Raw genomic sequence first — 23,634 nt, 5'->3', positions numbered from 1 at the left:
GTTCCTAGACAGCTCCACTTCACAACCGGAGGCCTTCCCTGTCACACAGGCTCACCGACAGCGACCCGGATAACCTCCCTGGACATCACAACTAGGCCAGGTTCGAGCGGCGCGGGTATGCGACGGCCGGGTCGGTCAGCGCGTTCACCACCGCGGGCACTCCCGCCGCGAACGCCCGCTCCAACGCGGGCCGCACCTCGGCGGGCGTCGACACGACTTCGCCATGCCCGCCGAGTGCGGTCACCACTTCGTCGTAGCGGGTGCCCGGTCGCAGTTCGGCGACCACCGAATACCCGTAGAGCATCATCATCGGGTGGTGTTCCAGCGCCCAGATGCCGTTGTTGCCGATCACCGAAACCACGTGAATGTCGTGGCGCACCAATGTATCCCATTCCATACCGGAGAAGCCGAACGCGCCGTCGCCCTGCAGCAGCACCACCTGCCGTTCTGGTCTGGCGAGTTTGGCCGCCAGCGCATAGCCCGGCCCGGAACCCAGGCAGCCGAACGGTCCGCTGTCCAGCCACGCGCCCGGCACGTAGCTGTCGATCACCCGTCCTGCGTACGAGCCGAAGTCGCCGGCGTCGATCACGACGATCGCGTCGCGGTCGAGCAGCGGTTTGAGCTCGGCGTACAACCGCATCGGGTGCAGCGGTGTGCGGTCGTCGGCCAACTCCGTCTGTTCGGCAGCCCGCGCAGCGTCCTCGACCGCGCGCAGATCCCCGATCCAGCCCTCGTGCTCGCCCCCGGAGGCGCTAGCCAGCGCCGACAGCGAGATGGTCAGATCGCCGTAGAGTTCGGCAGCGACGTCCCGCGGATGAGGCCGCTCGGGCTGGGCGCGGTCCGCGACGATCAGCTTGGTCCGCGTCCCGAACACATTGCCGAAGCCAAGGCGAAAGTCCATCGGCACCCCGACCACTAGCGCAAGGTCGGCCTCGCCTAATGCTTTTGACCGGGCCCTCGAGAATGCCAGCTCGTGGTCGGCCGGCACCGTACCGCGGGCCATGCCGTTCATCAACACCGGGATCCGCAACTCTTCCGCCAAGGCCAGCAGGGCCTTCTCGCCGTGGCCCCACCACACGTTGGTGCCCGCCATGATCACCGGCCGCTCCGCTCGGGCCAGCAGATGCGCGGCAGTGTCCAACGCGTCTCCGTCGGGACCAACGCCGGCCGGCCGGTCGATCAGAGCACCGGGGCCGCCATGGTCCTGCGCCGGACTGAACACGTGGTCCATCGGAAAATCGACGAAAGCCACGCCGGACGGTGTCCCCACCGAAGCGCGCAGCGCCTCGTCCATCAGAGGGCCGATCTGGTCTGCCGACTGTGCGGTGGCGGCGAACCGGGTCAGCGGCGCCACGAACGGCACGTGGTCGATCTCCTGCAACGAGCCCTGGCCCCACCGTCCCGCCGGGGCGCGCCCGCCCAGCACCACCAGCGGCGACTGGTTCTGCTGCGCGGCTGCCATCGCGCTCATTCCGTTGGTGACGCCGGGGCCCGCCGTCAGCGCGGCGACCCCGGGCACCCTGGTCACCTTTGACCAGCCTTCCGCTGCGAACGCCGCGGTCTGCTCGTGGCGGGTGTCGACCAGCCGGATGTTTTCGGCGCGGCATCCGTCGTAAATCGAGAACAGGTGCCCGCCGGAAAGGGTGAAGACGGTGTCGATACCGCTGGCGCGCAGCCGCCGGGCGATCAGATGTCCGGCATTGACCGTAACTGGAGCCTCGATGCTCATGGCCGCAGCATAATCTCGCTCATGAAAACCATTGGGGTGTCGAGGCGATGAACACCTTCCGACCGTCGATCGACTGGAGCCATGAAGTCGTCGACTCGGCGCTGTGGGTGTTGCAGGTGTGGGCGGTCGCCGCGTGCGCACTGCTCGTGGTGCTCGTCGCGATCGGACGGACCACCGAGTGGGGCAGGCAGTTCTGGCGTATCACCGGCGACTATTTCAAGGGCAGGCAGAGCGCTCCGGTGTGGGCGGTGCTAGGACTGCTTCTGCTGTCGGCCATCGTGGTGGTGCGCATCAACGTGCTGCTCAGCTACTACGCCAACGATCTGTTTTCCGCATTGCAGCTGACCTTTCAGCCGGGTTCCGCGAGAAGCACTGGCATCCATGGGTTTTGGACGACCATCCTAGTGTTCGCCGTGCTGGCCGTGTGTTATGTGGCGCGCACGCTCGGCGACCTCTATCTTACCCAGACATTCATCATGAGATGGCGAATCTGGTTGAGCCGCCGCTTCATTGACGACTGGCTCGGCGACTACGCCTACTTCCGCAGCCAATTCTCGCGTCAGCCTATCGACAACCCCGACCAACGCATCCAGCAGGACATCGACGTCTTCACCGCCGGTGTCGGCGGGGAGCCGAACAATCCGGCCAACACCTCGGATCATCTGTTGCTCTTCGGTGCGGTCGAAGCGGTGGTGTCCGTGTTCTCCTTCGGCGCCATCCTCTGGCGGCTGTCGGGGCCGCTGACGGTGGGCACGGTGACGCTGCCAAGGGCGCTGTTCTGGGTGGTCATCGGCTACGTGCTGGCGGCCACCATCGTGGCGTTCGTGATCGGCAGGCCGCTGATCCGGTTGAGCTTCATGAACGAACTGCTCAACGCCGGCTTCCGCTACGCGCTGGTCCGGTTGCGCGACGCGAGCGCTGCCGTCGGGCTCTACCGCGGTGAGAACGCCGAGCGCTCCGTGCTCACCAGCAGGCTGTCAGCGGTGATGGAAAACTACGCGAACTGGCGCAACCGGATGGTCGTCTTCACGGGGTGGAACCTGTCCATGAGCCAGGCCATCGACCCGCTGCCGTTCATCGTCCAGGCGCCGCGGTTGTTCGCGGCCCAGATCTCCCTCGGCGACGTCTTTCAGTCGGCCACCGCGTTCCACACCATCCACAACTCGTTGTCATTCTTCCGCGATGCCTACGACTCGTTCGCGAGCTACCGGGCCGCGGTCATCCGGCTGGACGGCCTGGTCGACGAGAACACCCTTGCCCGCCGATTCACCAGGGTGACGACGACCGCGTCCACCGACGGATCACTGGAGGTCAGTGGTGTGGGAGTCCGCACCCCCGGCGGCGATCCGCTCATTCGCGAACTCGACCTGCGGCTGGAGCCGGGTGACACCTTGCTGATCAGCGGCCCGTCCGGGATCGGCAAGACTGTCCTGCTGCAGAGCCTGGCCGGGTTGTGGCCCTTCGTCTCCGGCACCGTGCGTCTGCCGTCGGGGCGATGTGACGCCTTGTTCGTACCCCAGCTGCCCTACATTCCGCTCGGCGACCTGCGCACGGTCGTGTCGTACCCACTCGAGTCCGGCGCCGTCGCCGACCGCGAGATCCAGCAGGCTCTGGTCAAGGTCGCGCTGGCGAACCTGGCTATCCGGCTCACCGAGGTCAGGGATTGGGCCAAGGTGCTCTCGGTCGGTGAGCAGCAGCGGATCGCCTTCGCGCGGCTGCTGCTGGCCAAGCCGAAAGCCGTCTTCCTCGACGAGTCGACCTCGGCGATGGACGAGGGTCTGGAACTGATGCTCTACGACCTGGTCCGAACCGAGTTCCCCGACGCCATTTTGGTCAGCGTGAGCCATCGCAGCACCGTAGCGCCGTTTCACGGCCGTCACCTGGAGTTGGTCGGAGAGGGAGGGTGGCGCCTCGACCCGCTAACGACCAGGAGTTAGACCCTGCAGAGCGCTTACAGCAGGTTATGGAGGTACCTTGCCGGAATGAACCCAGACATGTTCATCCCCACGCTCGATTGGGGAAACGAACTGTTGACGTCGCTGTGGTGGATCGCCAAGGCATGGGCGATCGCCGCCGTTGCCACGATGGTCATCCTCGCGCTGATCTATCGGTTCACCACATGGGGCAGGCAGTTTTGGCGCATCACCGGCGACTACTTCAAGGGCCCCGAGAGCGTCTTCGTCTGGCTGTGGTTGGCCGGCCTGCTGTTGTCGGTGGTCACGGGCGTCCGCATCGACGTGCTGCTGTCCTTCCAGGGCAACGACATGATGAGCAGCTTCCAGTCGATAGCCGCAGGGCTCGGCACCGGCGACGAGGCCGTCAAATCGTCAGGCAAAGACGGTTTCTGGCTGTCCATGGTCGTGTTCGCGATCCTTGCGACCATCCACGTCGCCCGCGTGATGGTGGACCTCTTCCTCATGCAGCGGTTCATGCTGCGATGGCGCGCCTGGTTGACCAATCGGCTGACCGACGACTGGCTGGACGGCAAGGCGTACTACCGCGCCCGCTTCATCGACGACACCATCGACAACCCGGATCAGCGCATTCAGACCGACATCGACATCTTCACCGCAGGCGTCGGTCCGCTGCCCAACACACCCAACAACACGTCGGCGGCCACGCTGCTGTTCGGCGCGATCTCATCGATCACGTCGATGATCTCGTTCACCGCGATCCTGTGGAACCTGTCCGGTTCGCTGACCCTGCCGGTCATCGGCGTCGAGATCCCGCGGGCGCTGTTCTGGATCGGACTCGTCTACGTTCTGTTCGCCAGCGTGATCGCGTTTTGGATCGGTCGGCCGATCATCTGGCTGTCCTTCAACAACGAAAAGTTCAACGCCGCGTTCCGCTACGCGCTGGTGCGCCTGCGCGACGCATCGGAGGCGGTGGCGTTCTACCGCGGCGAACTGGCGGAGCGCACCGGTCTGCGGCGGTTGTTCTCCCCGGTGGTCGGCAACTACAAGCGGTACGTGAACCGGATGATGGGGTTCTACGGCTGGAACCTTTCGATGAGCCAGATCATCGTGGTCGCGCCCTACCTGCTGCAATTCCCGCGATTTCTCGCAGGCGAGATCAAGCTCGGCGCCATGTCGCAGTCGGCGTCGGCGTTCGGCAGCATCCAGGACGGGTTGTCGTTCTTCCGTAACGCATACGACCAGTTCGCCGGATACCGGGCCGCGATCATCCGTCTGCACGGCCTCGTCGTCGCCAACGAAGAGGGCCGGGCCCTGCCGGAGGTCGTCACGACCCCGTGTAGGGACGGCACCGTCGAGCTCTCCCGTGTCGAGGTGCGCACCCCCGACGGGAAGCAACTGGTCAAGCCGATCGACATGCGCCTGGAAATCGGCGACACGTTGATGATCACCGGCCCGTCGGGCAGTGGCAAGACCACGCTGCTGCGCAGTCTCGCCGAGTTGTGGCCGTTCTGCTCGGGCACTTTGACCCGTCCGTGCGGCCCGAACGAGACGATGTTCCTCTCGCAGATGCCCTATGTGCCGCTCGGCAATCTGCGCGCGGTGATCTCGTACCCGAGCGAAGAAGGGGAGATCGATGACCGCACGCTGCAGCGCACATTGCAGAAAGTCGCGCTGCCGCATCTCGTCGACCGGCTCGATGAGGTGCTGGACTGGGCCAAGGTGCTCTCCCCCGGCGAGCAGCAGCGCATCGCGTTCGCTCGGGTGTTGCTGACAAGGCCGAAGGCCGTCTTCCTCGACGAGGCCACCTCGGCGTTGGACGAGGGCTTGGAGTACACCTGCTATCAGTTGGTGCGCAGCGAGCTGCCCAACACGATTCTGGTCAGTGTCAGCCACCGCTCGACCGTCGGACAGCACCACACCCACGAACTCGAGTTGCTCGGTAACGGTGAATGGCGACTCGGCAGGGTGGGAGGCGACGAGCGGGTCCCCGTGTAGCGCCACGCCGGGTAGCTTCCCGGCATGGACACGTTCACGCCGTCCCTTGATTGGGGCGACGAGCTGGTCACTTCCCTGCTGTGGGTGGCGAGAGCCTGGGCCATCGCGGCGGTGTGCACGGTTGCGGTGTTGGCGGTGTTGGCACGATTCACCGCCTGGGGTCGCCAATTCTGGCGCGTCACCGGCGATTACTTCGTCGACAGGCACAGCATTCCGGTGTGGCTGTACCTCGGCGCGTTGTTGGCGTCGGTGATGATCGACGTACGCCTCGGCGTGCTGTTCAGCTACCAGTCCAACGACCAGTTCTCGGCGTTGCAGGCTGCGTTCGATGGTGATGGATCAGCGAAAAGTGCTGCCATCAACGGGTTTTGGGCCGCAATGGTGGTGTACGTCGGCCTGGCCGTGTGCGACATCGTCCGCAATCTGCTCGACGTGTACCTGATGCAGCGGTTCATCATCCGGTGGCGCGTCTGGTTGACACAGCGGCTCACCGGCGACTGGCTCAGCGGTGACGCCTACTACCGCGGACGGTTCATCGAGAATCCGATCGACAACCCGGACCAACGCATCCAGCAGGACATCGATACCTTCACCACCGGCACCGGCGAGGGGCCCAACTCCCCCACCGTCGGATCGTCGCAGACGTTGGTTTTCGGCACCGTGTTCGCGATCGTGAACGTTGTCTCGTTCACCCCGATCCTGTGGGGGCTGGCCGGGCCGCTGACGCTTTCCGGCGTGACGGTGCCCAAGGCCTTGTTCTGGATGGCGTTGGTGTATGTGTTCCTCACGACGGTCATCGCATTCTGGATCGGCAGGCCACTGATCCGGCTGTCGTTCCGCAACGAGCTGACCAACGCCGCATTCCGCTACGCGCTGGTACGTCTGCGCGACGCGGCCGAGGCCATCGGCTTGTACCGCGGTGAAGGTGCCGAGCGGGGGCAGTTGATGACGAGATTCGCCGCCGTCATCGCCAACTACCGGGCCTTCGTCCGGCGCACCCTGCTGTTCCTTGGCTGGAACAGGTCGATGAACCAGATCGTCAGCCCGCTGCCGACAGTGGTGCAGGCCCCGCGCCTGTTCGCGGGAGAGATACAGCTCGGTGACGTCACCCAATCGTCGAGCGCTTTCGTCTCGGTGCACGATTCACTGGCGTTCTTCCGCGCCGTCTACGACTCGTTCGCCAACTATCGCGCGGTGATCATCCGCCTCGACGGGCTGGTGGTGGCCAACGAAATATCCAGGGAATTACCGATTTTGACGGCGCTGCCCAGCGCTGACGGTGCCCTCGAACTGGAGGCTGTGGAGGTTCGCACGCCCGACGGCACGCGACTGGTCGACCCGCTCGCGGTGAGGCTGGACCCCGGCCAATCGTTGGTGATCACCGGAGGCTCCGGCACGGGCAAGACCACGCTGTTACGCAGCCTGGCCCAACTCTGGCCGTTCACCTCCGGCACGGTGCGGCGCCCCGCGCAGGCCACGATGTTCCTGTCCCAGCTGCCGTACATGCCGCTCGGCGATCTGCGTGCGGTGATCTCGTATCCGGGGGTGGAAGGGGAATTCGACGATGCGGCAATCCAGTCGGCACTCGATACTGTGACGCTCGGTCATCTCTCCGGCCGCCTCGACGAGGTGGCCGACTGGGCCAAGGTGCTCTCACCCGGTGAGCAGCAGCGCATCGCGTTCGCTCGGGTGCTGTTGACCAAACCCAAGGTGGTGTTCCTCGACGAGGCCACCTCGGCGCTGGACGAGGGCCAGGAGTTCGCGCTGTACCGGGCATTGCGCACCGCGTTGCCGGACTGCATCGTGGTCAGCGTCAGCCATCGACCCGCCGTCGAACAGCACCACGATCGGCGCCTGGAGTTGCTCGGCGGCGGGCCGTGGCGCCTGGCACCCGTCTAGCTGCGGGCCGCGTGGGCTCCCGCCCGGCGGCCGAAGAATGACCCCTCGCCCAACTGTGTCCCGCTGGAGTAACCCTTGCCGTCCTGCGCGATATTGGATGCGCACGCCCCCACGGCGTACAACCCGGCAACGGTGGCGCCGCCTTCGCGCAGCACCTCGCCGTCGATCGAGACGGCCAGTCCGCCCATGGTGAACCCCGAGTACATCGCCCGGCCCAGCGACAGGTCGAACGCTGCCCACGGCCCCTTATCTTGTGCTGCAAGGTATTCCGGTTGTTTGTGGAAGTCGGGGTCCTCGCCGCGCGCCGCATTCTCGTTGTACCGGTTCAGCGTCGACACCAGCCTGCCCTCCGGTATTCCGAGCGCCGCCTCCATCTCATCGACGGTTTCCCAGCCGTCGATGAACCGGATCAGCGGCATCGCAGGCATTTCGGTATGCGCCTCGTCGACGATCAGGTACGCCACCTGATCGGGTTGCTCGAGTACGAAGGCCGACGTGCGGGAGTGATAGGAGTCTTCGGCAACGAAGCGCTCGCCCTGGTTGTTGACGATGATGCCGGTCAGCAGGATCTCGGGCGGATAAGCGGCGGCGGTGATGAACATCTGATCCAGGTTCTTGGCCACACCGCCCGCAGAGACGCCCAACCGGATGCCGAGACCGTCGTCGTTGGGGTTGCCGAGTATGTACGGCTCGACCTCACCGTGGTGTTTGGTGCGGCGCTTCCTGCCCAACTCGGGTGTGTGTTCGGCGACCATCTCGGGGTTCATCGCGAAACCGCCCGCGGCGATGATGACCGCCTTGGCCCTGATCGCACCGGTCTCGGCGAAGTGTTTCCAGCTGACGCCCACCACCTTGTCCCCGTCGACGATCAGGTTGGTTGCACCGGTCTCGTAACGGATTTCGACACCGAGTTCGTCGGCTCGCTTGACAAGCAGGTCGATGACCATCGCGGCGCCACCGAGCTCACCGGGCACCGGCACCGAGTGGCCGCGTGGTGCGGGCGTGGCCTGCTCGATGAACGGCCACACCTTTTCGTTGCCGGTGTAGGAGAGGCCTTCCGTGCCAGGGGGCACAACGATCTTGCCAGGGTAAAAGCTGCGCTCGAACTGAAAACCCAAGTCCTCCAACCAGTTGAAGTGTTCGACGCTGCCATCGCAGTACGCGCGGATCTTGTCGTGCTCGGGTTCCCGCGACACCGCGACCAGGTAGGAATACATCGCGTCCGCACTGTCGGGGTGTCCCGTCGCCTGCTGCACCGCTGTGCCGCCGCCGAGGTAGAAGTGCCCGCCCGCCATGGCGCTGGTGCCTCCCCCGGCCGACGCCTTCTCCAGCACCACCACGCGCGCGCCCGCCGCTGCCGCGCTGACGGCCGCGCACCCGCCGGCGATACCGAATCCGATCACCAGCACATCGACCTCGTCGGACCACGACGACACATCGGTGACCGCAACGATTGCCGGGATTTCCGTGCTCACTTCTGCTCCTGCTTGATGTAGTCGAAGAACGCCCGGATCTCGGGAGAGATGCGCGCGATCTCGATGTAGGGCACGGCGGCGTCCGCGGCCGACACGTACGCGAACTCGATGCCGCCGGGCATCACGCCGCGCTGTACGACTTCGGCGCCGCGTTCGGCCAGCGCCTGCTCGACGTCATCGGCCTCCACGCAGATGTGATGAAGCCCGGGGCCCGCACTGTCGAGGAAATCGGTGTAGATGCTCTCGCCCTGCACCGGCGCGATGAGTTCGAGTTGGGTGTCACCGGCGTAGGACAGCGAGATGTCGGCGATGAAGTCCGCGGGCCGCCCGCGGTAGGTGCACGCATCGGGCGCGAAGTGCACGCCGGACATCCGGATCCACTTCTTCGCCCCGAGAAGGGTGGTCAAGGCCTTTTCCGTGGCGTCGAGGTCACGGGTGACCCACGCGATCTGGACAGGTGTCTGGGCGGGCATCGCCTAGAGGATATCGCCGAGGAGGCCCACTGGCTAGAACGTGTTCTAGTTTTGTTCGCCGCGGTAGGCCGCAAGGCAGCGGTCGGCCATTCCGCGCGCCAGTGCGGATTCCACTCCGAACGCGACACTTGCCTCGTACCACTTCTCCGAGGACAGAGCCAAGAACCGGCGCCCATGGTCGGTCGCCAGCCACTCCTGGCCGACCGATGGGTCGATGGATTCGCCGGTCGGCATATGCAGGGCCAGTCCGAGGAGCATCGAATCCCAGCCCATGCCGACCGCACCTGGGCCGAACTGGCGCCAGATCTCGTCGTCGGTGATGGGGATGATGTGTTCGACGATCAACCGGGCGCGATGGGGGTCGTCAGCCGCGACGGTGACGTCGATCCAACTGACATTGCCGCCGAACTCCCAAGTGGCCGTGAAGGTCTTCGGCGGGTCGCAGGTCAGAATGGTTCCTCCGGCGTGGCCCTCGAGTTGGTAGGTTCCGCCGACCGTGAGTTCACCGCTGATCGGCAGAAACCACCTCGGAATCCGCTCGATGCTCGTGACCGCGTCCCACAGGTCCTCGGGGGTCGTGTCGTAGGCCTGGCTCACCGTGACGACGTGCGCCTGCCCGGCATCGATGTCGCGGGCCCCGAGATCGCGCGAGACCGCATTGATCTGATGGTCGGCGTCGATCTCAATCATCTTTCCCTCCTTCGTGATTGCCGCTTTCCGCGAGCGATTTCGGTCGCCAGTGCATTCAGGTGCGGCGTCCAGAATCGGCGGAAACCGGCAAGCCATTCGTCGACATCACGCAATCCCTGGCCGTTCACCGCATACAACCGACGCTGACCGTCCGCGCGTACCGACGCAAAACCGTTGTCTCGCAGCACTTTCAGGTGCTGCGAGACCGCCGGTTGGCTGATCGCGAACTCGCCCTGGACGGTGGCGCCGATCTCGCCTGCCGACATCTCGCCGCCGGCAAGCAGTTCCAGTATCCGCCTGCGCACCGGATCACCGAGAACATCGAACGCATGCATCGGTGCAATTAAAAAGCCACCGCTTATATAAGTCAAGGCTGAATTATTGTGGCGGTGCGGCACCCCTGCCGAACCCCCAGGTGGCCTGGCCCAACCGCGGCCTGGTCGGCGCCGTCGACCGCGAGCGGAAGTGCGCGGCCAGCAGCGGCTCCGGGTCCGCACCGTGGTACATCGCCAGGCACGGCGCGGCGAACTCGCACGTCGAACAATGCGTCCCCGGCGTCGGATACACCGCAGGATCGCCGACCATGTCGCGCGCTTCTGCGCTCAGTTGCGCCCCTGCCGATGCGATGTCGTCACGGCTTCGGCGAATACGGGTGCGGCGCAGCGGTCCCGCGGTGCGTTGATCGATTCGGGCTCCGGCGTGAACCCGCGCCCGCGCCGGCTCACGCTGGTGCTGCGGGATGGAACGGCCCCCGCCGCTGCCCTCATGTTGGGCGACACGGGCTCGCAGACGCAGCGCTTGCGAGCGCGCAGGGATCTCGAGCGGGCCGCTGAGGCGTATCTCGTTGTGGACTGTCCCGGCGATCTGCATCCCGATGTAGTCCTGCTCCCACGCCCAGCACGCCGCGACCGTCTCCTCGTCGCGTACGAGGGCGTCCGGATGCTGCCAGTCGTCGACGATCTGGTGGTGCATCACCCAGTACTCGTCGGTGGAATCGACGACCACCAGGTCGATCCTGCACGCGTAGGTCATTCCGGACCCATTGGGAGCCAACAGCCCTCGGTCGGGTTCGGCCGGATCGGTGAGCATGCCCGTGACGTCGTGATCGATCTTGACCGGTGCAAAGTCATCGATGGCCGTGGCCCAGGCGTCGTAGCAGTCGAGCAGCGCCGTGGCGCTCTCGACCAGGTCGGCCGCACCGGTCAACGAGCGGTCGATCGCCTTGTGCACCAGTGACTGCTTCAGGTCGTGCTGCCAGTCCCAGGTACCCGGGTAGTAGTAGACCGCGAGCGCGTCCTTGACCGCCGCGGCCAGCGTGGTCGTCGAACCGGAGGCGGGCTCCAGTCCGCGACGGTGCGGTGAGGCGAAATGCCATTGCCTGCGACAGCGTTTGAAGCGTGCGCGTTGCTCCGGATCGATGCGGAAGTCCACGATGTCACCGGTCAGTGCGGATGCGGCCAGGGGTCGTTCAGCGGCCAACGGCAGCGGTCGACGTGGTCGGCCATCGACTCGAGTTCGGCCATCAGATCGTCGAAGAACAGCCGCAGCCGGGCCCGGTCAGTGGGCCAAGTGGCCGAAAAGCACATCCAGACGTCGGGGTTGTCCGCAGGTGTCTCGGTGATGACAGCGTCCAGCGGGACGATGCGCCAATGGTAGGAATTCCCCCGGCGTTCGAGGTACACAGTCTCCTCTCGATCGGGCCGCGCGGCCTCGATCGAGGCGAAGAGCTCTTCGCGGTTCATCGGCGCCTCGTCAGTTCAGGATAGTCAGTGCGTCGATGAGCAGCCGGGCCTGGGTGTCGAACACCGCGCCAGGGTGGGTCAGCGTATCGGCGCCGTACTGCCCGAAGACCTCGAGGCTGATCGCGCCGACAAGGCCGGCCCACAGCAGAAAACACTTACCGACGGCTGAGTCGTCACCCGCAAAGTCGAATTCCTCCCGTAACCGGTCGAAGTCCGATGACAATGGTTGCGCGGCAACGGCATTGGCCTGAGGGATGTCGCCGGCCACGATGCCTTCGGCGACGGCACCGAACAGCGCGCCGACCACTCGCGTGCCCGGCCCGACCGTGCGCTCGCGCGGGGCGTGGTAGCCGGGCACCGGACTGCCGTACAACAGCGCCCAGCGGGCCGGCTGATCGACCGCCCAACGGCGGGCCGCCTGCATCATGGTCAGCATCCGCTCGCGCCACGAGCCACCAGCGGCGGCGTCATCGACCGCATCGGCCAACTCCGAGTAGGCGTCGATGAGCAGCATGGTGAGCAGGTCGTCGCGGCTGGCCACATAGCGATACACCGCGGAGGACACCATGCCAAGGTCGCGGGCGATCGCCCGCAGGGACAATCCAGCCGCGCCCTCGGTGATCAGATGGCGCCTGCCGATCTCGATGATCTGCGCCTCGATCTTCTCGCGCGATTCCTGCCGCTTGCCCACGCGGTCAGTCTGACACAAAACGAGATCACCGCTCTTGATTTACGGGAGTGCGCATGCCACTCTAATAGAGAGCACCGCTCTCGCTTTGAAAGGAATGCAGATGACCGTTCGCTATGACGAACCGAACGCCGTCGCCCGTGCGGGCAACACGGTGATCCGCTGGCTCGCGGAGGCCGGCATCAGCATCGCGGGCACCCGCGCGCTGCGGGTGCGGGGCCGTAAGACAGGAAAGCGCCGCGGCGTGGTGATCAACCTGTTGACCGTCGACGACCGCGACTTCGTGGTGTCACCGCGCGGCAACACGCAGTGGGCACGTAACGCGCTGGCGGCAGGTGTGGTGGAGATGGGCCCGCGCTGGCGAAGCCGTGAGGTACGCGTCGCGGAAGTCGCCGATGACGCCAGACCGCAACTGCTGAGGAGCTACCTCGACCGCTGGTACTGGGAGGTCAAGGGTCACGTCGGCGGGCTCACCCCGCAGTCGAGCGACGACGAAATCCGCTCGGTCGCACCGTCTATCCCGATTTTCGAACTTCTACGTTAGGGCAGGCCTGGCGGTGCGCTACCCGCGGCGGCTGAAATGACGTCTTCGTGTGCCTGCTGGCTGGCCGCCTGCCAGGACACCGCGGCCGGGTACTGACCCCAGGTGCTGTTGAACATGCCGACGATCACCGCCCTGCCGTCGGGAGTGGGGTGATACACGGGTCCCCCGGAATCGCCCTTCTGGCTCACGACACCATTGGCCATCGTGAACCAACCGTTGTTCACGGCGTCGATGGTCCCGCAACTTTCTCCGGTGATCACACCGAAGTGGCACACCGGCAGTCCGGGGACCGGAGCGACGGCCGGATCGGTCACCAGGGCCCGTCCGCCGGGAAGGATGTTGTTGACCGCGACGTCGGGGGCCAGGCTGATCGCCTCCCAGTCGGCGATCTGGTGGTTGGTGTCGACGGTGGCGCCGTTCGGGGTGTTGTCGCGGAACCCTGCTTGGTTGCCGATCACGTTGCCGTCCCGGTCGGTCACCTGCCCGCTGCCCCGGCAGTGGCCGGCCGTGAACGCAACTCGCGTTTGCGGATCGACGAATCCCAGCGTGCAGACGTTCGTGCCTTGACGCACCTCCATGCCGGGGAAAACCGGCACACCGGGTGTCGCGTTGGCCGACGTGACTGGGACGGTGACTGGCAGGGTGACCATGAAGATCGCGGCCGCCGCTGTGAGCATTCGCGAACCTGGTAGGCGCACTGTCGCCTCCGATCTTCATCTGTCAAGGGTGTCAAGCGTACCGGTGAGCTGCGATAACAGCATCGCAATTGGTCATCGGAGTACGACGCTGCGACGTTACACAATTGATATCCGGAAACGCCGATGCTAGGGGATGGTCAACACCTGACCCGGATTGATCAGATCCGGATTCGAAACGGAACTCGCGTCGGCGATCATCTGATACTTGCTGCCGTCGCCGTAGAAGCGCTCGGAGATCGCCCACAGGGTGTCACCGGCGACCACCGTGTACGTCCGCGGCGGCGGTGGGGCGGTTGCCGGTTCGAATGCGGGCTGCTCGACAGCGGCTGGAGCGACTTCGGGCTGCGGTGCCGCAGCCTCAGGCGCGGCCGGAGGTGGCGGGGGTGGCGCAGCGGCCGGCGCCTCGTCGGTCTGGGTGTTCGACGACCAGGCCGGGCCGTCGAATCCGTACAGCACCAGGTTTCGGTCGTCCTGCAGAAGGAGGCGAACGTCCTTGGCGCCCTTGGTATCTGTGTGCCAGATCGGTGTGTCGGCGGTGTACAGCACGCAATTGCCGTCCTTTTGCGCCTCCAGTCGCTGCGCGTCCTGCCCGTTGGTGCCGGTCGCCCATACGGCCTGCCCGCCCGCGGCCAACACCAAGTTTCCGTCGTCCTGCAACGTCAAGGTGTACGCCCCGTTGCGCGACGTCAACGATTGCCCGCGTTCGAGTTTTTCACCGTTCATCAGTCTGTCGGTCATGTTTGCTGAACTTACTGAGCATGGCTGTCGCCGTGCGGAATACGCGTCAGGAATCGAACCCGAGACCCAACGCGTCCAGCGTGCGCAACAGCATATTGCGCCGTCCCGCCGAGTGGTCGGCCCGATCCAGCGACCACCGCGTCGCCTGGATACCGATGCTGGCCAGAGGCTCCGGCGGGAAGGGCAACGGCGGCTTGCGCACCATCTCCAGTTCGGTGCGCTTCGTCGGAACGCCGTCGAGGAGATCAAGGCATACGTCGGCGGCGAATCGCGCCGCGCCGACTCCTAGTCCGGTGAATCCGTTGACATAGGCCACTCGCCCGCCGCGGGCCAGTCCCCAGTGGGCGCAGAACCGGGTGTTGGTGTCGATCGCGCCCGCCCACCGATGGGTGAACCGGATGTCCTCGAGCGCTGGGAAGGTGATGAAGAAGTGCGCGGCGAGCCGTCGAAAGGTGTCCGCCCGGTCCTCGTATCGGGCGTCGACCCTGCGGCCGAAGTGGTAGACAGCGTCGTAGCCGCCCCACACAATCCGGTTGTCCATGGTCAGCCGGTAGTAGTGAAATTGGTTGGCGGAGTCGCCGATTCCCTGCCTGCGCCGCCAACCGATGCGGTCGAGCTGCGCGTCCGTGAGCGGCTCGGTGGCCAGTACGTAGTCGTAGACGGGCACCGTCCGTAGCCGGTTGCGGCGGAGCAGGCTGGGAAAGACGTTGGTCGCGAGCACCGCGTCGCGGCAGGTGATGGTGGCGTCGCCGGCTTGAATGTGCAGTGCGACACCCGCCGAATCCAGATGTGTCGCGTTGGTGCGCTCATAGATCACCACCCCGGCCTCCTGGCAGGCACGGGCTAGTTCGAACGCGAGTTTGGCCGGGTGCACGATCGCGCAGCTGTCCGGGTTGTACAGGCCGGCCAGGTAGGTGGGGGAATGCACCTCTTCGCGAATCTCGCGCAGGTCGAGCAGTTGCCCCTCCCCGTCGGCGGCGGCGTCGGCGAGCCATTCCACCTGGTGCGGTTCGGTTGCCATCGTGAGCATGCCGGTGCGTTGCCACTCTGCGTCCAGTCGCAGCGACTCGATATCGGCCTGCATGCCGTCGAGGTTCTCCAGGCCCATCGCCTCCAACGTGTCGATCTCGTTGGGCCAGCGGGTCTTTCCATTCTGCAGGCCGTGGGTCAGGCTGGCGTCGACGAAGCCGCCGTTGCGGCCCGAAGCCGCCCAGCCGATCCGGTTCGCCTCGATCAGCACGATTCGGCGGTCCGGATTTCGCTGCGCGGCATGCAGTGCGGTCCACAGCCCCGCGTAGCCGCCGCCGATGACCAGCAGGTCGCAGATCACCGATCCGACGGCCCGCGGGTACTCGGGCCGCTCGATATCGAGCCACATTGAGCCGAACGAGGTTGCCGCAAGGGCGCGTTCGATCAGGGTCGGATCGACGTCGGCATCAAACACCGTCTCCACATCGCGGAGACTACGGGTTCCTGGCGGATCGCGGTGAGGATCCTCCGGTGAACCGGGCCAGCACCGGCCCGAACATGGCAAGGATGAACACGTACGGCGTAGCCACCGCCTCGACCGCCTCGTACGCCGTGCCGACGAATCCGATGATGACCAACGAGAATTCCCCGCGGACGATCAGTGCGGTGCCCGCACGCCACTGGCCCGGTCTGCCCACTCCGTCGCGGCGGGCGGCGAATTGACCCGTCAGCACCTTGGTGCCTGCCGTGACGACCGCCAGCGCGGCGGCCGCGGGCAGCATCGGCAGTAGTTTGGCGGGGTCGACGGACACTCCGATCGACAAGAAGAACACCGCCGCGAACAGGTCGCGCAGCGGGCTGAGCACGGTCCGCGCGCGATGCGCGGATTCGCCGGTCAACGTCAGGCCGACGAGGAACGCGCCGACGGCCGCGGATGCGTGCACGAATTCGGCGAGCGCCGCGACGATCAGCGTCAGACGGAGGATGCGCGGCAGCATCTGCTTTGTCCGGGTGTGCCACGATGCGGCCGACGTGATGGCACCGCGATAGGACGCGACAAACGCCACGCCGAGCGCTGCGATGGCGATCGCCGTCCAGATAGGCGGCCATCGCGAAGTCCTCCAGCACCAGCACCGACAACGGCTGGTGTCTCTCTCTGTTACCAAGCCGGCGCAGGTCGGACAGCAGTCGCTCTATCACTCCGGACGACGAGAGTACGTGACGGCCGCCAAGGCCAGCATGCCCACGCCGCCAAGACCCAGCAGCCAGCCGGCGATCGCGCCCGGCACCGCGTTGAGCACGACGTCCACCCACGCCGACGGAAGATGGCGGCGCAAACTGCTGGCGAATTCCCCCGATCATGAACTCCAGGCCGAGCGTCAGAAGCAACAGAACGACGCCGACGGACGCTCCAGTATTGACGAATTCGGTGGCGGACGGGATCGGGGCGATGCCGCCCTCCCCCAGCGCGAGACCGGCTGCCAGGTACAGCGGTATGGGCGTCAAGGCGTATCGGCGCGCGACGGTGCCCAGGACGGTGAGCGCGGTGAGGATGACGCCGAGCTCGAGCAGCAGCGTCGCCGATACCTCCACGGATCAGCCCGAAACGACTATCGCTTCGACTCCACGAATCCCGTCTTCGGTGCCGATGACCACCAAAACGTCGTTGGCCCGCAGCATGTCGGCGGGGCCTGAGGAGGCGAGGATTTCCTCGTCGCGGACGATGGCGACGATGGACGCACCGTTGCGGGTGCGCGCCCTTGTGTCGCCGAGCGGCCGGTCCACGAATGGGCTGCCCGAGCGGATCACCACTTGTCCGGCGTTCAGTCCGGGAACTTCTCGGGTCAGGTCGGCGAAGCGTTCGGCAATTCGTGGCGCACCGAGGATCTGCGCCAGCGCCTCCGCCTCCTCGTCGGTCAGACGGAACATTTCATGGGCCTGGTCCGGATCGTCCTTCGGGTACACGACGACCTCGAAATCACCGGTCCGCCTAGCCACAACGCCGGGTCGGTCGCCATCCCGATTCCCGAACTCGTAGCGCAGCCCGACGCCGGGTGGCAGAACCTCTCCGACATCCACGACTTCATGATGTCTGTCGCGCATGGCGTTAGGTCCGGACTTTCGCCGATTCGTCGACACCGTTGCACGCCTCGGTGGGCAGCCATCCCGGCGGCCCGAAGATGTAGCCGAGCCGGTCGCGCCAGCGTGCGGCATGCCGTACGTCGCGGGCGATCGCCACGTACTCGAAAGTCTGCAATTTCCAGATGTTGAAGGTGTCGACCTGTTTGGTCAGACCGTAATGCGGCCTGGCCGTCTCCGCCTGGAAGCTGCCGAAGAGCCGGTCGAACAGAATGAGGATGCCACCGTAGTTGCGGTCGAGGTACTGCTGATCCATGCCGTGGTGCACCCGGTGGTGTGACGGCGTGTTGAAAATGAATTCGATTGGCCGCCAGAGCTTGCCGATGCGTTCGGTGTGGATCCAGAACTGATAGATCAAGTTGATGGAGAACGACAGGAACACCAACCACGGCGGAACGCCGAAGAGCGGCAACAGTGCCCGGAGAAACACGTCGCCGCTGATGTTCCATTTCTGCCGCAGCGCGGTGGCGAAGTTGAAGTACTGGCTGGAGTGGTGCGCCTGGTGGGTGGCCCAGAAGATGCGGACCCGGTGCGCCATCCGGTGATACCAGTAGTAGAGGAAGTCCACGCCGACGATGGCGATCACCCAGGTGTACCACTGCGTCGCAGGCAGGTGCCACGGTGCCACGTAGGCGTACAGCGCCGCGTATCCCAGCAGCGCGATCGCGTTGAGCACTCCGCTGGTCCCGACCGATACCAGCCCCATCCTGATGCTGGCGAACGCATCGGGCCGGTGATACGCACCCGACGGTGCACGTTCCCCCTCGGTGTGGGCCAGTCTGCCCGCCGCGGTCCACTCGATGATCAGCATCAGCAAGAAGAACGGCACCGCGTACATCACGGGGTCGTGCATCAGCGGCGGCAGCACATCCGAAAATGCGTTTGCCAAATCCACGACGACACCTCCGCGACGAGTTTAGCTGGCACGGCGCTAGCGGAAGCTGAGCACCTCACTGCCCCATGCCGACCGGATGTGCAGGTCGATGTCGTTGACGACGGAGTCGTGCCGGTCGATCAGCAGGCAGGCTCGATCGGCCTCCTGGTATGGCAACCACTCCGGCTCGCCGTCCAGCCCGAGTGGCTTGCCGTGCGTCGCGAAATTCGACCAACGGGCCCGGATGCGGGCCGACACCAGCTTGCCAGTCTTCATGCCGCCGAGTTTGAACGTCGGATCTTTGGGACCCGCCACCAGATTGCCCCATACGAACGGCAGTTCGGTGGCGTGCGCACCTGACAGCCGCAGCAACCGCAACATCGGTGTGGCCCAGTCGAATCGGTAGAGGTACACCGGCGCGACGGCGCTATGGCCTTCGGCCAGCCAGACCGTCGGCATCCGGAACCCGAGGTCGCGTGCCACACCCATGCCGCGAGCCTTGCCCTTCAGCCCCGGGTACGCGGACTCGATCTGATCGTCGCTCGGCAACACCAGATTGGGCTGTTCGGCGGCGATCTGCGCGAACATCGCGTTGATGGCCTCCGGCGTGATCGGCATCAGCGGTGACTTCATCCACCTGAACAACGCCGCCTCGTGCTTGTTGGTGCCGATGATCAGCGGAACCGGATGCGACCGGCCCTGGCGGGCCAGCTTCACAGGATGGTCGGGCACCAGATCGCCGTCGACGATCGGCGCGAAGGCCAATGTGCCGGGACTCTGGACCGGGACGTCGTTGAACAGCGCCCGTGACGCGGCGACAAGCGCTTCGTTCGGCGCATCGGTGAGCCGGTCAATCTCGTTGGCGCCCAGGCCAAGTGCGGCGACGAACTGCTCGGCCACCCGCCGGGCTCGACTCGGATCGTACAGCGACGTCGCCGGGGAGCTCTGCGCGATCGCGGCGGCGAAAAGGCCTTCGGCGGCCGGACTGGTCATCAGGGTGGTGATGATGCCTGCCCCTGCCGACTCACCGAACACCGTGACGCGGTCTGGGTCGCCGCCGAATGCGGCGATGTTGTCCTGCACCCAGTGCAGCGCAGCCATGACGTCACGTAGGCCGATGTTGCTCTCGAATCGGCGCCGTGACGTGCTGAACGACGACAGGTCCAGGAAGCCGAACGCGCCGAGTCGGTAGTTGACCGTGACGACCACAACGCCGCCGTCTGCGGCGAGGCGGCGGCCGTTGTACAGCGGCTGATTGGCCGACCCGAGCACGTAGGCGCCACCGTGGATCCACACCATCACCGGCTTGCTGTCGCCATTGGCGGTCTTCGACGGCGTCCAGATGTTCAGTGTCAGACAGTCGTCGCCCTGCGGCGCGCCGAGATCGATCGGAATTCTCGGGTCGACCGGCTGCGGACAGACAGCGCCGAGGATGCTGCCGTCGGCGACCTCCGTCCACGGCTCGGGCGGCTGCGGCGCCCGCCACCGCAAATCACCGGTCGGCGGGGCGGCGTAGCGAACCCCTTTCCAGGACGTGACGACGCCGTCGTAGACGCCACGGACGGGGCCGTATGCGGTTTCGACAACGCTGCTCATGACACGAGGCTACCCATCGATAGCACAGCTAACCGCGAGATTCCCGTCACGTGTCGGGCTTTGAAGCGCCTGAGCTAGGTTGGCCTGGTGCGCAAGTGGATGCTGCTGATCGCGGCCATCGCGGTCGAGGTCGCGGCCACGCTGTCGTTGCGCGCGTCTCAAGATCATTCGGCGTGGCTGGTCGTGGTGGCCGCCGGATACCTTGGCTCGTTCATCCTGCTGACGATGGTGCTGCGGGCGGGCATGCCCGTGGGCGTCGCATATGGCATCTGGGGTGCGTGCGGGACCGCGGCGACGGCGGTACTGGCGGCGACCATCTTCGGCGATCCGTTCACCTGGCCGATCGCGGCGGGAATTCTGCTGATCATCGGCGGCGTGCTGCTGGTCGAGTTCGGTTCGCATCCCGCGGACCAGCCGTGATGTGGTGGGCGCTGGCGGGCGCCATCCTCAGCGAGGTGTTCGCCACGTTGGCGCTGCGCGCGTCCGACGGCTTCCGCAATAAGGTCTGGATTGTGCCGGTCACGGCCGGTTATCTGGCGTCGTTTTATCTGTTGTACCTGACGCTTTCGCTGGGCATGCCGGTCGGCATCGCCTACGGCGTGTGGACTGCGTGCGGCGTGGCGCTGGTCGCGGTCATCGCCCGCTATTTGTTCGGCGAACCGCTCACCTGGGTGATGATGGCGGGCATCGTGCTGATCGTGGCGGGGGTGCTCACGATCGAGATGGCAGCCGCCGTGCACTGAGCGCGCCTGCGAGCGCGATCACCGTGATGCCCGCGATCGGAACGGAGAGCAATCCCACGCGAAGGGAGGCGGCGTCGGCGACGACGCCGACGAGCAACGGCGCGCCGAAGAAGCCGATCCGCATCAGCCACGTCACGACGGTCAACCCGGTGCCGGGGCGCATGCCCGGCAGCTGGTCGGCACCGTGCATGGCCGCCGGTATCAGCGTCGCGACTCCGAAGCCCGCCGCAGCGAAGCCCGCGATGGTGCCTGGCACATTCGGGAACGCGAGCGCCGCGCCCATTCCGAGCGCGGTGACGAATCCGCCGGCCCTCACGACGGTACATTCGCCGAATCGGTCCACCATCCGGTCGCCGATCAGCCTCCCGAGGAACATGAACCCCACCAGCGCGACGTAGCCGAACACCGCAACTGCTCCGGGCGCGCCCAGACTGTCGCGCAAATACAATGTGGCCCAACTACTTCCGGCATCCTCGACCGTGGCTCCGGCAATCGCGATCACCACCAGCGCCAGCAGCGTCGCATACACCGCAGCACCCGCGCTGCCCTGACCAGACGAGTGTGCGGCCGGATGGTCGTCATGGTCAGAGCCCCGCAGCAGGTACGGATACGCGACAAGAACCACGGCGCTGAACACCGCGGCCGCGATCAACAAGTGCGTCGACCTCGGCAGGTGGATGGCGATCGCACCGGCCCCCATCAAGCCGCCGAGTATTGCGCCGACCGCCCACACCGCGTGGAAGGAGTTGATGATCGAACGCCCGTAATTGCGCTGCACCCGCAGACCGTGCGCATTCTGCGCGACGTCGGTGATCGCATCCGACGCCCCTGCCACGAACAAGGCGGCCGCAAACACAAGCGGTGAATTGGCAAGGCCCGCGGCGACCACGAACGCCGCGAGACAGATCGTGCCGACCACCGCGACCCGCGACGAGTGAAACCGCCGAATCAACGCGCCGGCCGCCAACCCCGCCACCAGCGCTCCGCCCGAGAACGCGGCGATCGCGGCGCCGTAGACGGCGTTCGACAGGTGCAGGTCAGACTTGATCTCCGGATAGCGCGGCAGCAGGTTGGCGAAGATCGCTCCGTTGGTCAGAAACAACGCCGCGACCGCGCTGCGGGCCCTCCGGTCCAGCGTCACTGATCCGACACTACCGAAACCCCGTGGGCTAGTTGGCCGCGTGGGCCAGCAGTGCCTGGCTGGTCTCCCACAGGTCGCGCGCTTTGGCGCGGTCGTAAGATTCCGCCGACGATTTGATGGGCCGCCGACCCGCGAAGTATTGGCCGCTGACGCCGTCGTATCGGGCATCGGTCACCAGCGCTGACAGGTAGCGTCCCGAGGCCCGGGTGCTGCGAACCCCTGGCAACACTCGCAGCGCCGGCAACAGGTAGCGCCACGCGAAGCGTTGCAGCGGCGGGTAATCCCGGGCCAGCCCCGAGCCGGGCATCAGCCCGGGATCGAACGCGTTGACCGTCACACCGTCACCGAGTCTGCGGTCGAGTTCGTAGGCGAACAGCACGTTGCACAGCTTCGAGGTGGTGTAGCGCTGACGACCGTGGGTGAGCGACGCGTCGGGGTCTGCCAGCGAGGCCGCCGACGTGTAGCACGGGTCGGGCATGCCGGTGCGCTTGTCCGGGTCGTGAGTTCCGCTGCTGACCACCACGATTCGCGCGGGTGGCACCAGTTGCCCGAGAAGACCCTGCACCAGTGCGAAATGCCCGAGGTGGTTGACACCGAACGTCATCTCGATGTCGTCCTCGGTGCGCTGCGTGCCGGCGACCACCTGAACGCCTGCGTTGCAGACGATCGCCCGCAACGGCGGGAGATCGGCCGCGCTGAATTCGTCGGTGAACCCGCGCACCGATGCCAGCGACGCCAGATCCATCGGCAGCACCGTGCAGCGCTGCTGTGCGCCCAACTCGTCGACCGCTGCCGCGCCACGGCCCTGGTCGCGTACCGGGAGCACGACGTGCCACGCCGGGTCGCTGTGCAACAACGCGCGGACGCACTCGAACCCGAGACCCGATGTGCCGCCGGTGACAATGACGGAATTCGTATTCACTTGTCCTCCAACAGAATCGGCATCAGCGCCGTCACAGTCTGAAACAGCCGCCGGTACATTCGTTCGACGTCGGTACCCTCGGGTTCGAGGTGTTCGGCGAAGTAGACGCCATCCGACAGCGCGACGGCCACGGCGGTCAGTTCGGCGACCACGCGCTCGGCCTTCGCCGCCGCAACCCCTGGCGGAATCAGCTGGCTTATCGCGTCACGGAACTGATGAATTGCGGTGTCGCGCACTCGACGGATCACTGCGGCGACGGCCGGATCGTTGTCGCGCTCGAGCGACAACATGTAGAACAGCCGCAGAAAATCCGGGTGCTGCGCTTGCAATGTCGACACCACAGCCAACTGCGCTTGCACGTCCTCCGACGTCGGGATCGCCGCGAAGAACCGGTCGGCGCCGCGCTGCATCACCGCCGCGAGTACACCCTGCTTGGAACCGAAATGCCAGTAGATCGAGCTCGGAGGCAGGCCGCAGGCCTTCCGGATGTCGTTGATCGACGTCGCGGCGTAGCCGCGGGTCGCCATCAGGCGCTCGGTCGCGTCGAGGATCAGCTCACGGGACTGTTCGCCCTGGAGCTGCTTCTTGGTCGGTCTAGCTTCTGTAGGGATCATTACAGACAGATAGTAGCAGACGGGACCTAGTGAAGCCACGGCGCGCATC

The 23,634-nt window shown here is 65.8% G+C and carries 25 protein-coding genes; 6 read left to right on the top strand and 19 right to left on the bottom strand.

The features are described from left to right. Positions 1-91 precede the first annotated feature (91 nt). Positions 92-1,729: an acetolactate synthase gene (locus ACGFK1_RS29765; RefSeq protein ID WP_393438277.1), complete on the bottom strand. Its 1,638-nt coding sequence runs from the start codon at positions 1,727-1,729 to the stop codon at positions 92-94. A 47-nt stretch (positions 1,730-1,776) separates the two neighbouring features. Here ACGFK1_RS29765 and ACGFK1_RS29760 point away from each other — a divergent pair, with 47 nt between their 5' ends. The 3 genes from ACGFK1_RS29760 to ACGFK1_RS29750 are packed head-to-tail and all read left to right on the top strand — an operon-like array spanning position 1,777 to position 7,539. Further along, positions 1,777-3,666 carry an ABC transporter ATP-binding protein/permease gene (locus ACGFK1_RS29760; RefSeq protein WP_393438274.1) on the top strand — a complete coding sequence of 630 codons (1,890 nt, stop codon included), beginning with the start codon at positions 1,777-1,779 and terminating at the stop codon, positions 3,664-3,666. Positions 3,667-3,711: 45 nt separating this feature from the next. Beyond that, complete coding sequence (locus ACGFK1_RS29755) at positions 3,712-5,640, top strand: ABC transporter ATP-binding protein/permease (protein ID WP_393438271.1); 1,929 nt, start codon at positions 3,712-3,714, stop codon at positions 5,638-5,640. Positions 5,641-5,664: 24 nt separating this feature from the next. Then, positions 5,665-7,539: an ABC transporter ATP-binding protein/permease gene (locus ACGFK1_RS29750; protein ID WP_393438268.1), complete on the top strand. Its 1,875-nt coding sequence runs from the start codon at positions 5,665-5,667 to the stop codon at positions 7,537-7,539. Here the strand turns inward: ACGFK1_RS29750 and ACGFK1_RS29745 are convergent. Genes ACGFK1_RS29745 through ACGFK1_RS29715 form a run of 7 tightly spaced genes read right to left on the bottom strand, consistent with a single transcriptional unit; the run spans position 7,536 to position 12,610 of the window. Then, on the bottom strand, positions 7,536-9,014 hold the full coding sequence (locus ACGFK1_RS29745) for an FAD-binding protein (RefSeq protein WP_393438265.1): 1,479 nt from the start codon (positions 9,012-9,014) through the stop codon (positions 7,536-7,538). The genes ACGFK1_RS29750 and ACGFK1_RS29745 overlap by 4 nt on opposite strands. Continuing rightward, entirely contained in the window at positions 9,011-9,487 is a 477-nt protein-coding gene (locus ACGFK1_RS29740; RefSeq protein ID WP_393438262.1) for a VOC family protein, read from the bottom strand. The genes ACGFK1_RS29745 and ACGFK1_RS29740 overlap by 4 nt, the downstream gene beginning before the upstream one ends. A 45-nt stretch (positions 9,488-9,532) precedes the next feature. Beyond that, entirely contained in the window at positions 9,533-10,177 is a 645-nt protein-coding gene (locus ACGFK1_RS29735) for an SRPBCC family protein (RefSeq protein WP_393438259.1), read from the bottom strand. Further along, on the bottom strand, positions 10,174-10,512 hold the full coding sequence (locus ACGFK1_RS29730; RefSeq protein ID WP_393438257.1) for an ArsR/SmtB family transcription factor: 339 nt from the start codon (positions 10,510-10,512) through the stop codon (positions 10,174-10,176). The genes ACGFK1_RS29735 and ACGFK1_RS29730 overlap by 4 nt, the downstream gene beginning before the upstream one ends. Positions 10,513-10,555: 43 nt before the next feature. After that, on the bottom strand, positions 10,556-11,608 hold the full coding sequence (locus ACGFK1_RS29725) for a hypothetical protein (protein ID WP_393438254.1): 1,053 nt from the start codon (positions 11,606-11,608) through the stop codon (positions 10,556-10,558). A gap of 11 nt (positions 11,609-11,619) precedes the next feature. Further along, on the bottom strand, positions 11,620-11,919 hold the full coding sequence (locus ACGFK1_RS29720) for a hypothetical protein (RefSeq protein WP_393438251.1): 300 nt from the start codon (positions 11,917-11,919) through the stop codon (positions 11,620-11,622). Positions 11,920-11,929: 10 nt separating this feature from the next. Then, entirely contained in the window at positions 11,930-12,610 is a 681-nt protein-coding gene (locus ACGFK1_RS29715; protein WP_393438248.1) for a TetR/AcrR family transcriptional regulator, read from the bottom strand. 100 nt (positions 12,611-12,710) lie between these two features. Between ACGFK1_RS29715 and ACGFK1_RS29710 the strand changes: the two genes are divergently transcribed. Continuing rightward, complete coding sequence (locus ACGFK1_RS29710; protein ID WP_393438245.1) at positions 12,711-13,151, top strand: nitroreductase/quinone reductase family protein; 441 nt, start codon at positions 12,711-12,713, stop codon at positions 13,149-13,151. On the opposite strand, the gene ACGFK1_RS29705 is transcribed toward ACGFK1_RS29710, so the two are convergent. The 8 genes from ACGFK1_RS29705 to ACGFK1_RS29670 all read right to left on the bottom strand — a co-directional run bounded on the left by ACGFK1_RS29705 (position 13,148) and on the right by ACGFK1_RS29670 (position 20,165). Beyond that, positions 13,148-13,828: a hypothetical protein gene (locus tag ACGFK1_RS29705; RefSeq protein WP_393438242.1), complete on the bottom strand. Its 681-nt coding sequence runs from the start codon at positions 13,826-13,828 to the stop codon at positions 13,148-13,150. The two genes, ACGFK1_RS29710 and ACGFK1_RS29705, sit on opposite strands and share 4 nt — an antisense overlap. Positions 13,829-13,975: 147 nt before the next feature. Beyond that, entirely contained in the window at positions 13,976-14,587 is a 612-nt protein-coding gene (locus tag ACGFK1_RS29700; protein ID WP_393438240.1) for a LysM peptidoglycan-binding domain-containing protein, read from the bottom strand. Between the two features lie 46 nt (positions 14,588-14,633). After that, positions 14,634-16,040: an NAD(P)/FAD-dependent oxidoreductase gene (locus ACGFK1_RS29695; RefSeq protein WP_393438237.1), complete on the bottom strand. Its 1,407-nt coding sequence runs from the start codon at positions 16,038-16,040 to the stop codon at positions 14,634-14,636. 10 nt (positions 16,041-16,050) lie between these two features. Continuing rightward, positions 16,051-16,623, bottom strand: a complete 573-nt coding sequence (locus tag ACGFK1_RS29690) for a cation:proton antiporter (RefSeq protein WP_393438234.1) — start codon at positions 16,621-16,623, stop codon at positions 16,051-16,053. Positions 16,624-16,752: 129 nt separating this feature from the next. Beyond that, positions 16,753-16,893 carry a hypothetical protein gene (locus ACGFK1_RS29685; protein WP_393438230.1) on the bottom strand — a complete coding sequence of 47 codons (141 nt, stop codon included), beginning with the start codon at positions 16,891-16,893 and terminating at the stop codon, positions 16,753-16,755. Positions 16,894-17,152: 259 nt separating this feature from the next. Continuing rightward, the gene (locus tag ACGFK1_RS29680; RefSeq protein WP_393438227.1) at positions 17,153-17,635 is read right to left on the bottom strand and encodes a cation:proton antiporter regulatory subunit; all 483 of its coding nucleotides are present in this window, start codon (positions 17,633-17,635) and stop codon (positions 17,153-17,155) included. Between the two features lie 28 nt (positions 17,636-17,663). Next, positions 17,664-18,548 carry a sterol desaturase family protein gene (locus ACGFK1_RS29675; protein WP_393438291.1) on the bottom strand — a complete coding sequence of 295 codons (885 nt, stop codon included), beginning with the start codon at positions 18,546-18,548 and terminating at the stop codon, positions 17,664-17,666. A 78-nt stretch (positions 18,549-18,626) separates the two neighbouring features. After that, positions 18,627-20,165, bottom strand: coding sequence for a carboxylesterase/lipase family protein (locus ACGFK1_RS29670; RefSeq protein ID WP_393438224.1), 1,539 nt, complete (start codon positions 20,163-20,165; stop codon positions 18,627-18,629). Positions 20,166-20,252: 87 nt separating this feature from the next. On the opposite strand from ACGFK1_RS29670, the gene ACGFK1_RS29665 reads away from it, so the two are divergent. Together ACGFK1_RS29665 and ACGFK1_RS29660 are read left to right on the top strand one after the other, a co-directional pair. After that, entirely contained in the window at positions 20,253-20,585 is a 333-nt protein-coding gene (locus ACGFK1_RS29665) for a DMT family transporter (RefSeq protein ID WP_393438222.1), read from the top strand. After that, entirely contained in the window at positions 20,585-20,908 is a 324-nt protein-coding gene (locus ACGFK1_RS29660) for a DMT family transporter (RefSeq protein ID WP_393438219.1), read from the top strand. Before ACGFK1_RS29665 ends, ACGFK1_RS29660 begins: the two co-directional genes overlap by 1 nt. Here the strand turns inward: ACGFK1_RS29660 and ACGFK1_RS29655 are convergent. Genes ACGFK1_RS29655 through ACGFK1_RS29645 form a run of 3 tightly spaced genes read right to left on the bottom strand, consistent with a single transcriptional unit; the run spans position 20,877 to position 23,585 of the window. Further along, positions 20,877-22,049, bottom strand: coding sequence for an MFS transporter (locus ACGFK1_RS29655; RefSeq protein WP_393438216.1), 1,173 nt, complete (start codon positions 22,047-22,049; stop codon positions 20,877-20,879). The two genes, ACGFK1_RS29660 and ACGFK1_RS29655, sit on opposite strands and share 32 nt — an antisense overlap. A 28-nt stretch (positions 22,050-22,077) precedes the next feature. Then, entirely contained in the window at positions 22,078-22,971 is an 894-nt protein-coding gene (locus tag ACGFK1_RS29650) for an SDR family NAD(P)-dependent oxidoreductase (protein ID WP_393438213.1), read from the bottom strand. Continuing rightward, positions 22,968-23,585 (bottom strand): TetR/AcrR family transcriptional regulator, encoded by a 618-nt coding sequence (locus ACGFK1_RS29645; RefSeq protein ID WP_393438210.1) that lies wholly within the window; start codon positions 23,583-23,585, stop codon positions 22,968-22,970. Before ACGFK1_RS29645 ends, ACGFK1_RS29650 begins: the two co-directional genes overlap by 4 nt. Between the last annotated feature and the right edge of the window lie 49 nt (positions 23,586-23,634).

This window comes from Mycobacterium sp. NPDC048908 (assembly GCF_043197955.1).
Classification (GTDB): domain Bacteria; phylum Actinomycetota; class Actinomycetes; order Mycobacteriales; family Mycobacteriaceae; genus Mycobacterium.
The sequence above is the reverse complement of the archived record's forward strand: the minus strand, read 5'-3'. Positions and strand labels throughout refer to the sequence as shown.

Coding starts and splice junctions, on each gene's coding strand:
- ACGFK1_RS29720 (WP_393438251.1), bottom strand. CDS start 11,919: ATGAACCGCGAAGAGCTCTTCGCCTCGATCGAGGCCGCGCGGCCCGAT.
- ACGFK1_RS29765 (WP_393438277.1), bottom strand. CDS start 1,729: ATGAGCATCGAGGCTCCAGTTACGGTCAATGCCGGACATCTGATCGCC.
- ACGFK1_RS29660 (WP_393438219.1), top strand. CDS start 20,585: ATGTGGTGGGCGCTGGCGGGCGCCATCCTCAGCGAGGTGTTCGCCACG.
- ACGFK1_RS29670 (WP_393438224.1), bottom strand. CDS start 20,165: ATGAGCAGCGTTGTCGAAACCGCATACGGCCCCGTCCGTGGCGTCTAC.
- ACGFK1_RS29730 (WP_393438257.1), bottom strand. CDS start 10,512: ATGCATGCGTTCGATGTTCTCGGTGATCCGGTGCGCAGGCGGATACTG.
- ACGFK1_RS29755 (WP_393438271.1), top strand. CDS start 3,712: ATGAACCCAGACATGTTCATCCCCACGCTCGATTGGGGAAACGAACTG.
- ACGFK1_RS29675 (WP_393438291.1), bottom strand. CDS start 18,548: ATGCACGACCCCGTGATGTACGCGGTGCCGTTCTTCTTGCTGATGCTG.
- ACGFK1_RS29645 (WP_393438210.1), bottom strand. CDS start 23,585: ATGATCCCTACAGAAGCTAGACCGACCAAGAAGCAGCTCCAGGGCGAA.
- ACGFK1_RS29700 (WP_393438240.1), bottom strand. CDS start 14,587: ATGACCGACAGACTGATGAACGGTGAAAAACTCGAACGCGGGCAATCG.
- ACGFK1_RS29750 (WP_393438268.1), top strand. CDS start 5,665: ATGGACACGTTCACGCCGTCCCTTGATTGGGGCGACGAGCTGGTCACT.
- ACGFK1_RS29710 (WP_393438245.1), top strand. CDS start 12,711: ATGACCGTTCGCTATGACGAACCGAACGCCGTCGCCCGTGCGGGCAAC.
- ACGFK1_RS29760 (WP_393438274.1), top strand. CDS start 1,777: ATGAACACCTTCCGACCGTCGATCGACTGGAGCCATGAAGTCGTCGAC.
- ACGFK1_RS29735 (WP_393438259.1), bottom strand. CDS start 10,177: ATGATTGAGATCGACGCCGACCATCAGATCAATGCGGTCTCGCGCGAT.
- ACGFK1_RS29740 (WP_393438262.1), bottom strand. CDS start 9,487: ATGCCCGCCCAGACACCTGTCCAGATCGCGTGGGTCACCCGTGACCTC.
- ACGFK1_RS29705 (WP_393438242.1), bottom strand. CDS start 13,828: ATGCTCACAGCGGCGGCCGCGATCTTCATGGTCACCCTGCCAGTCACC.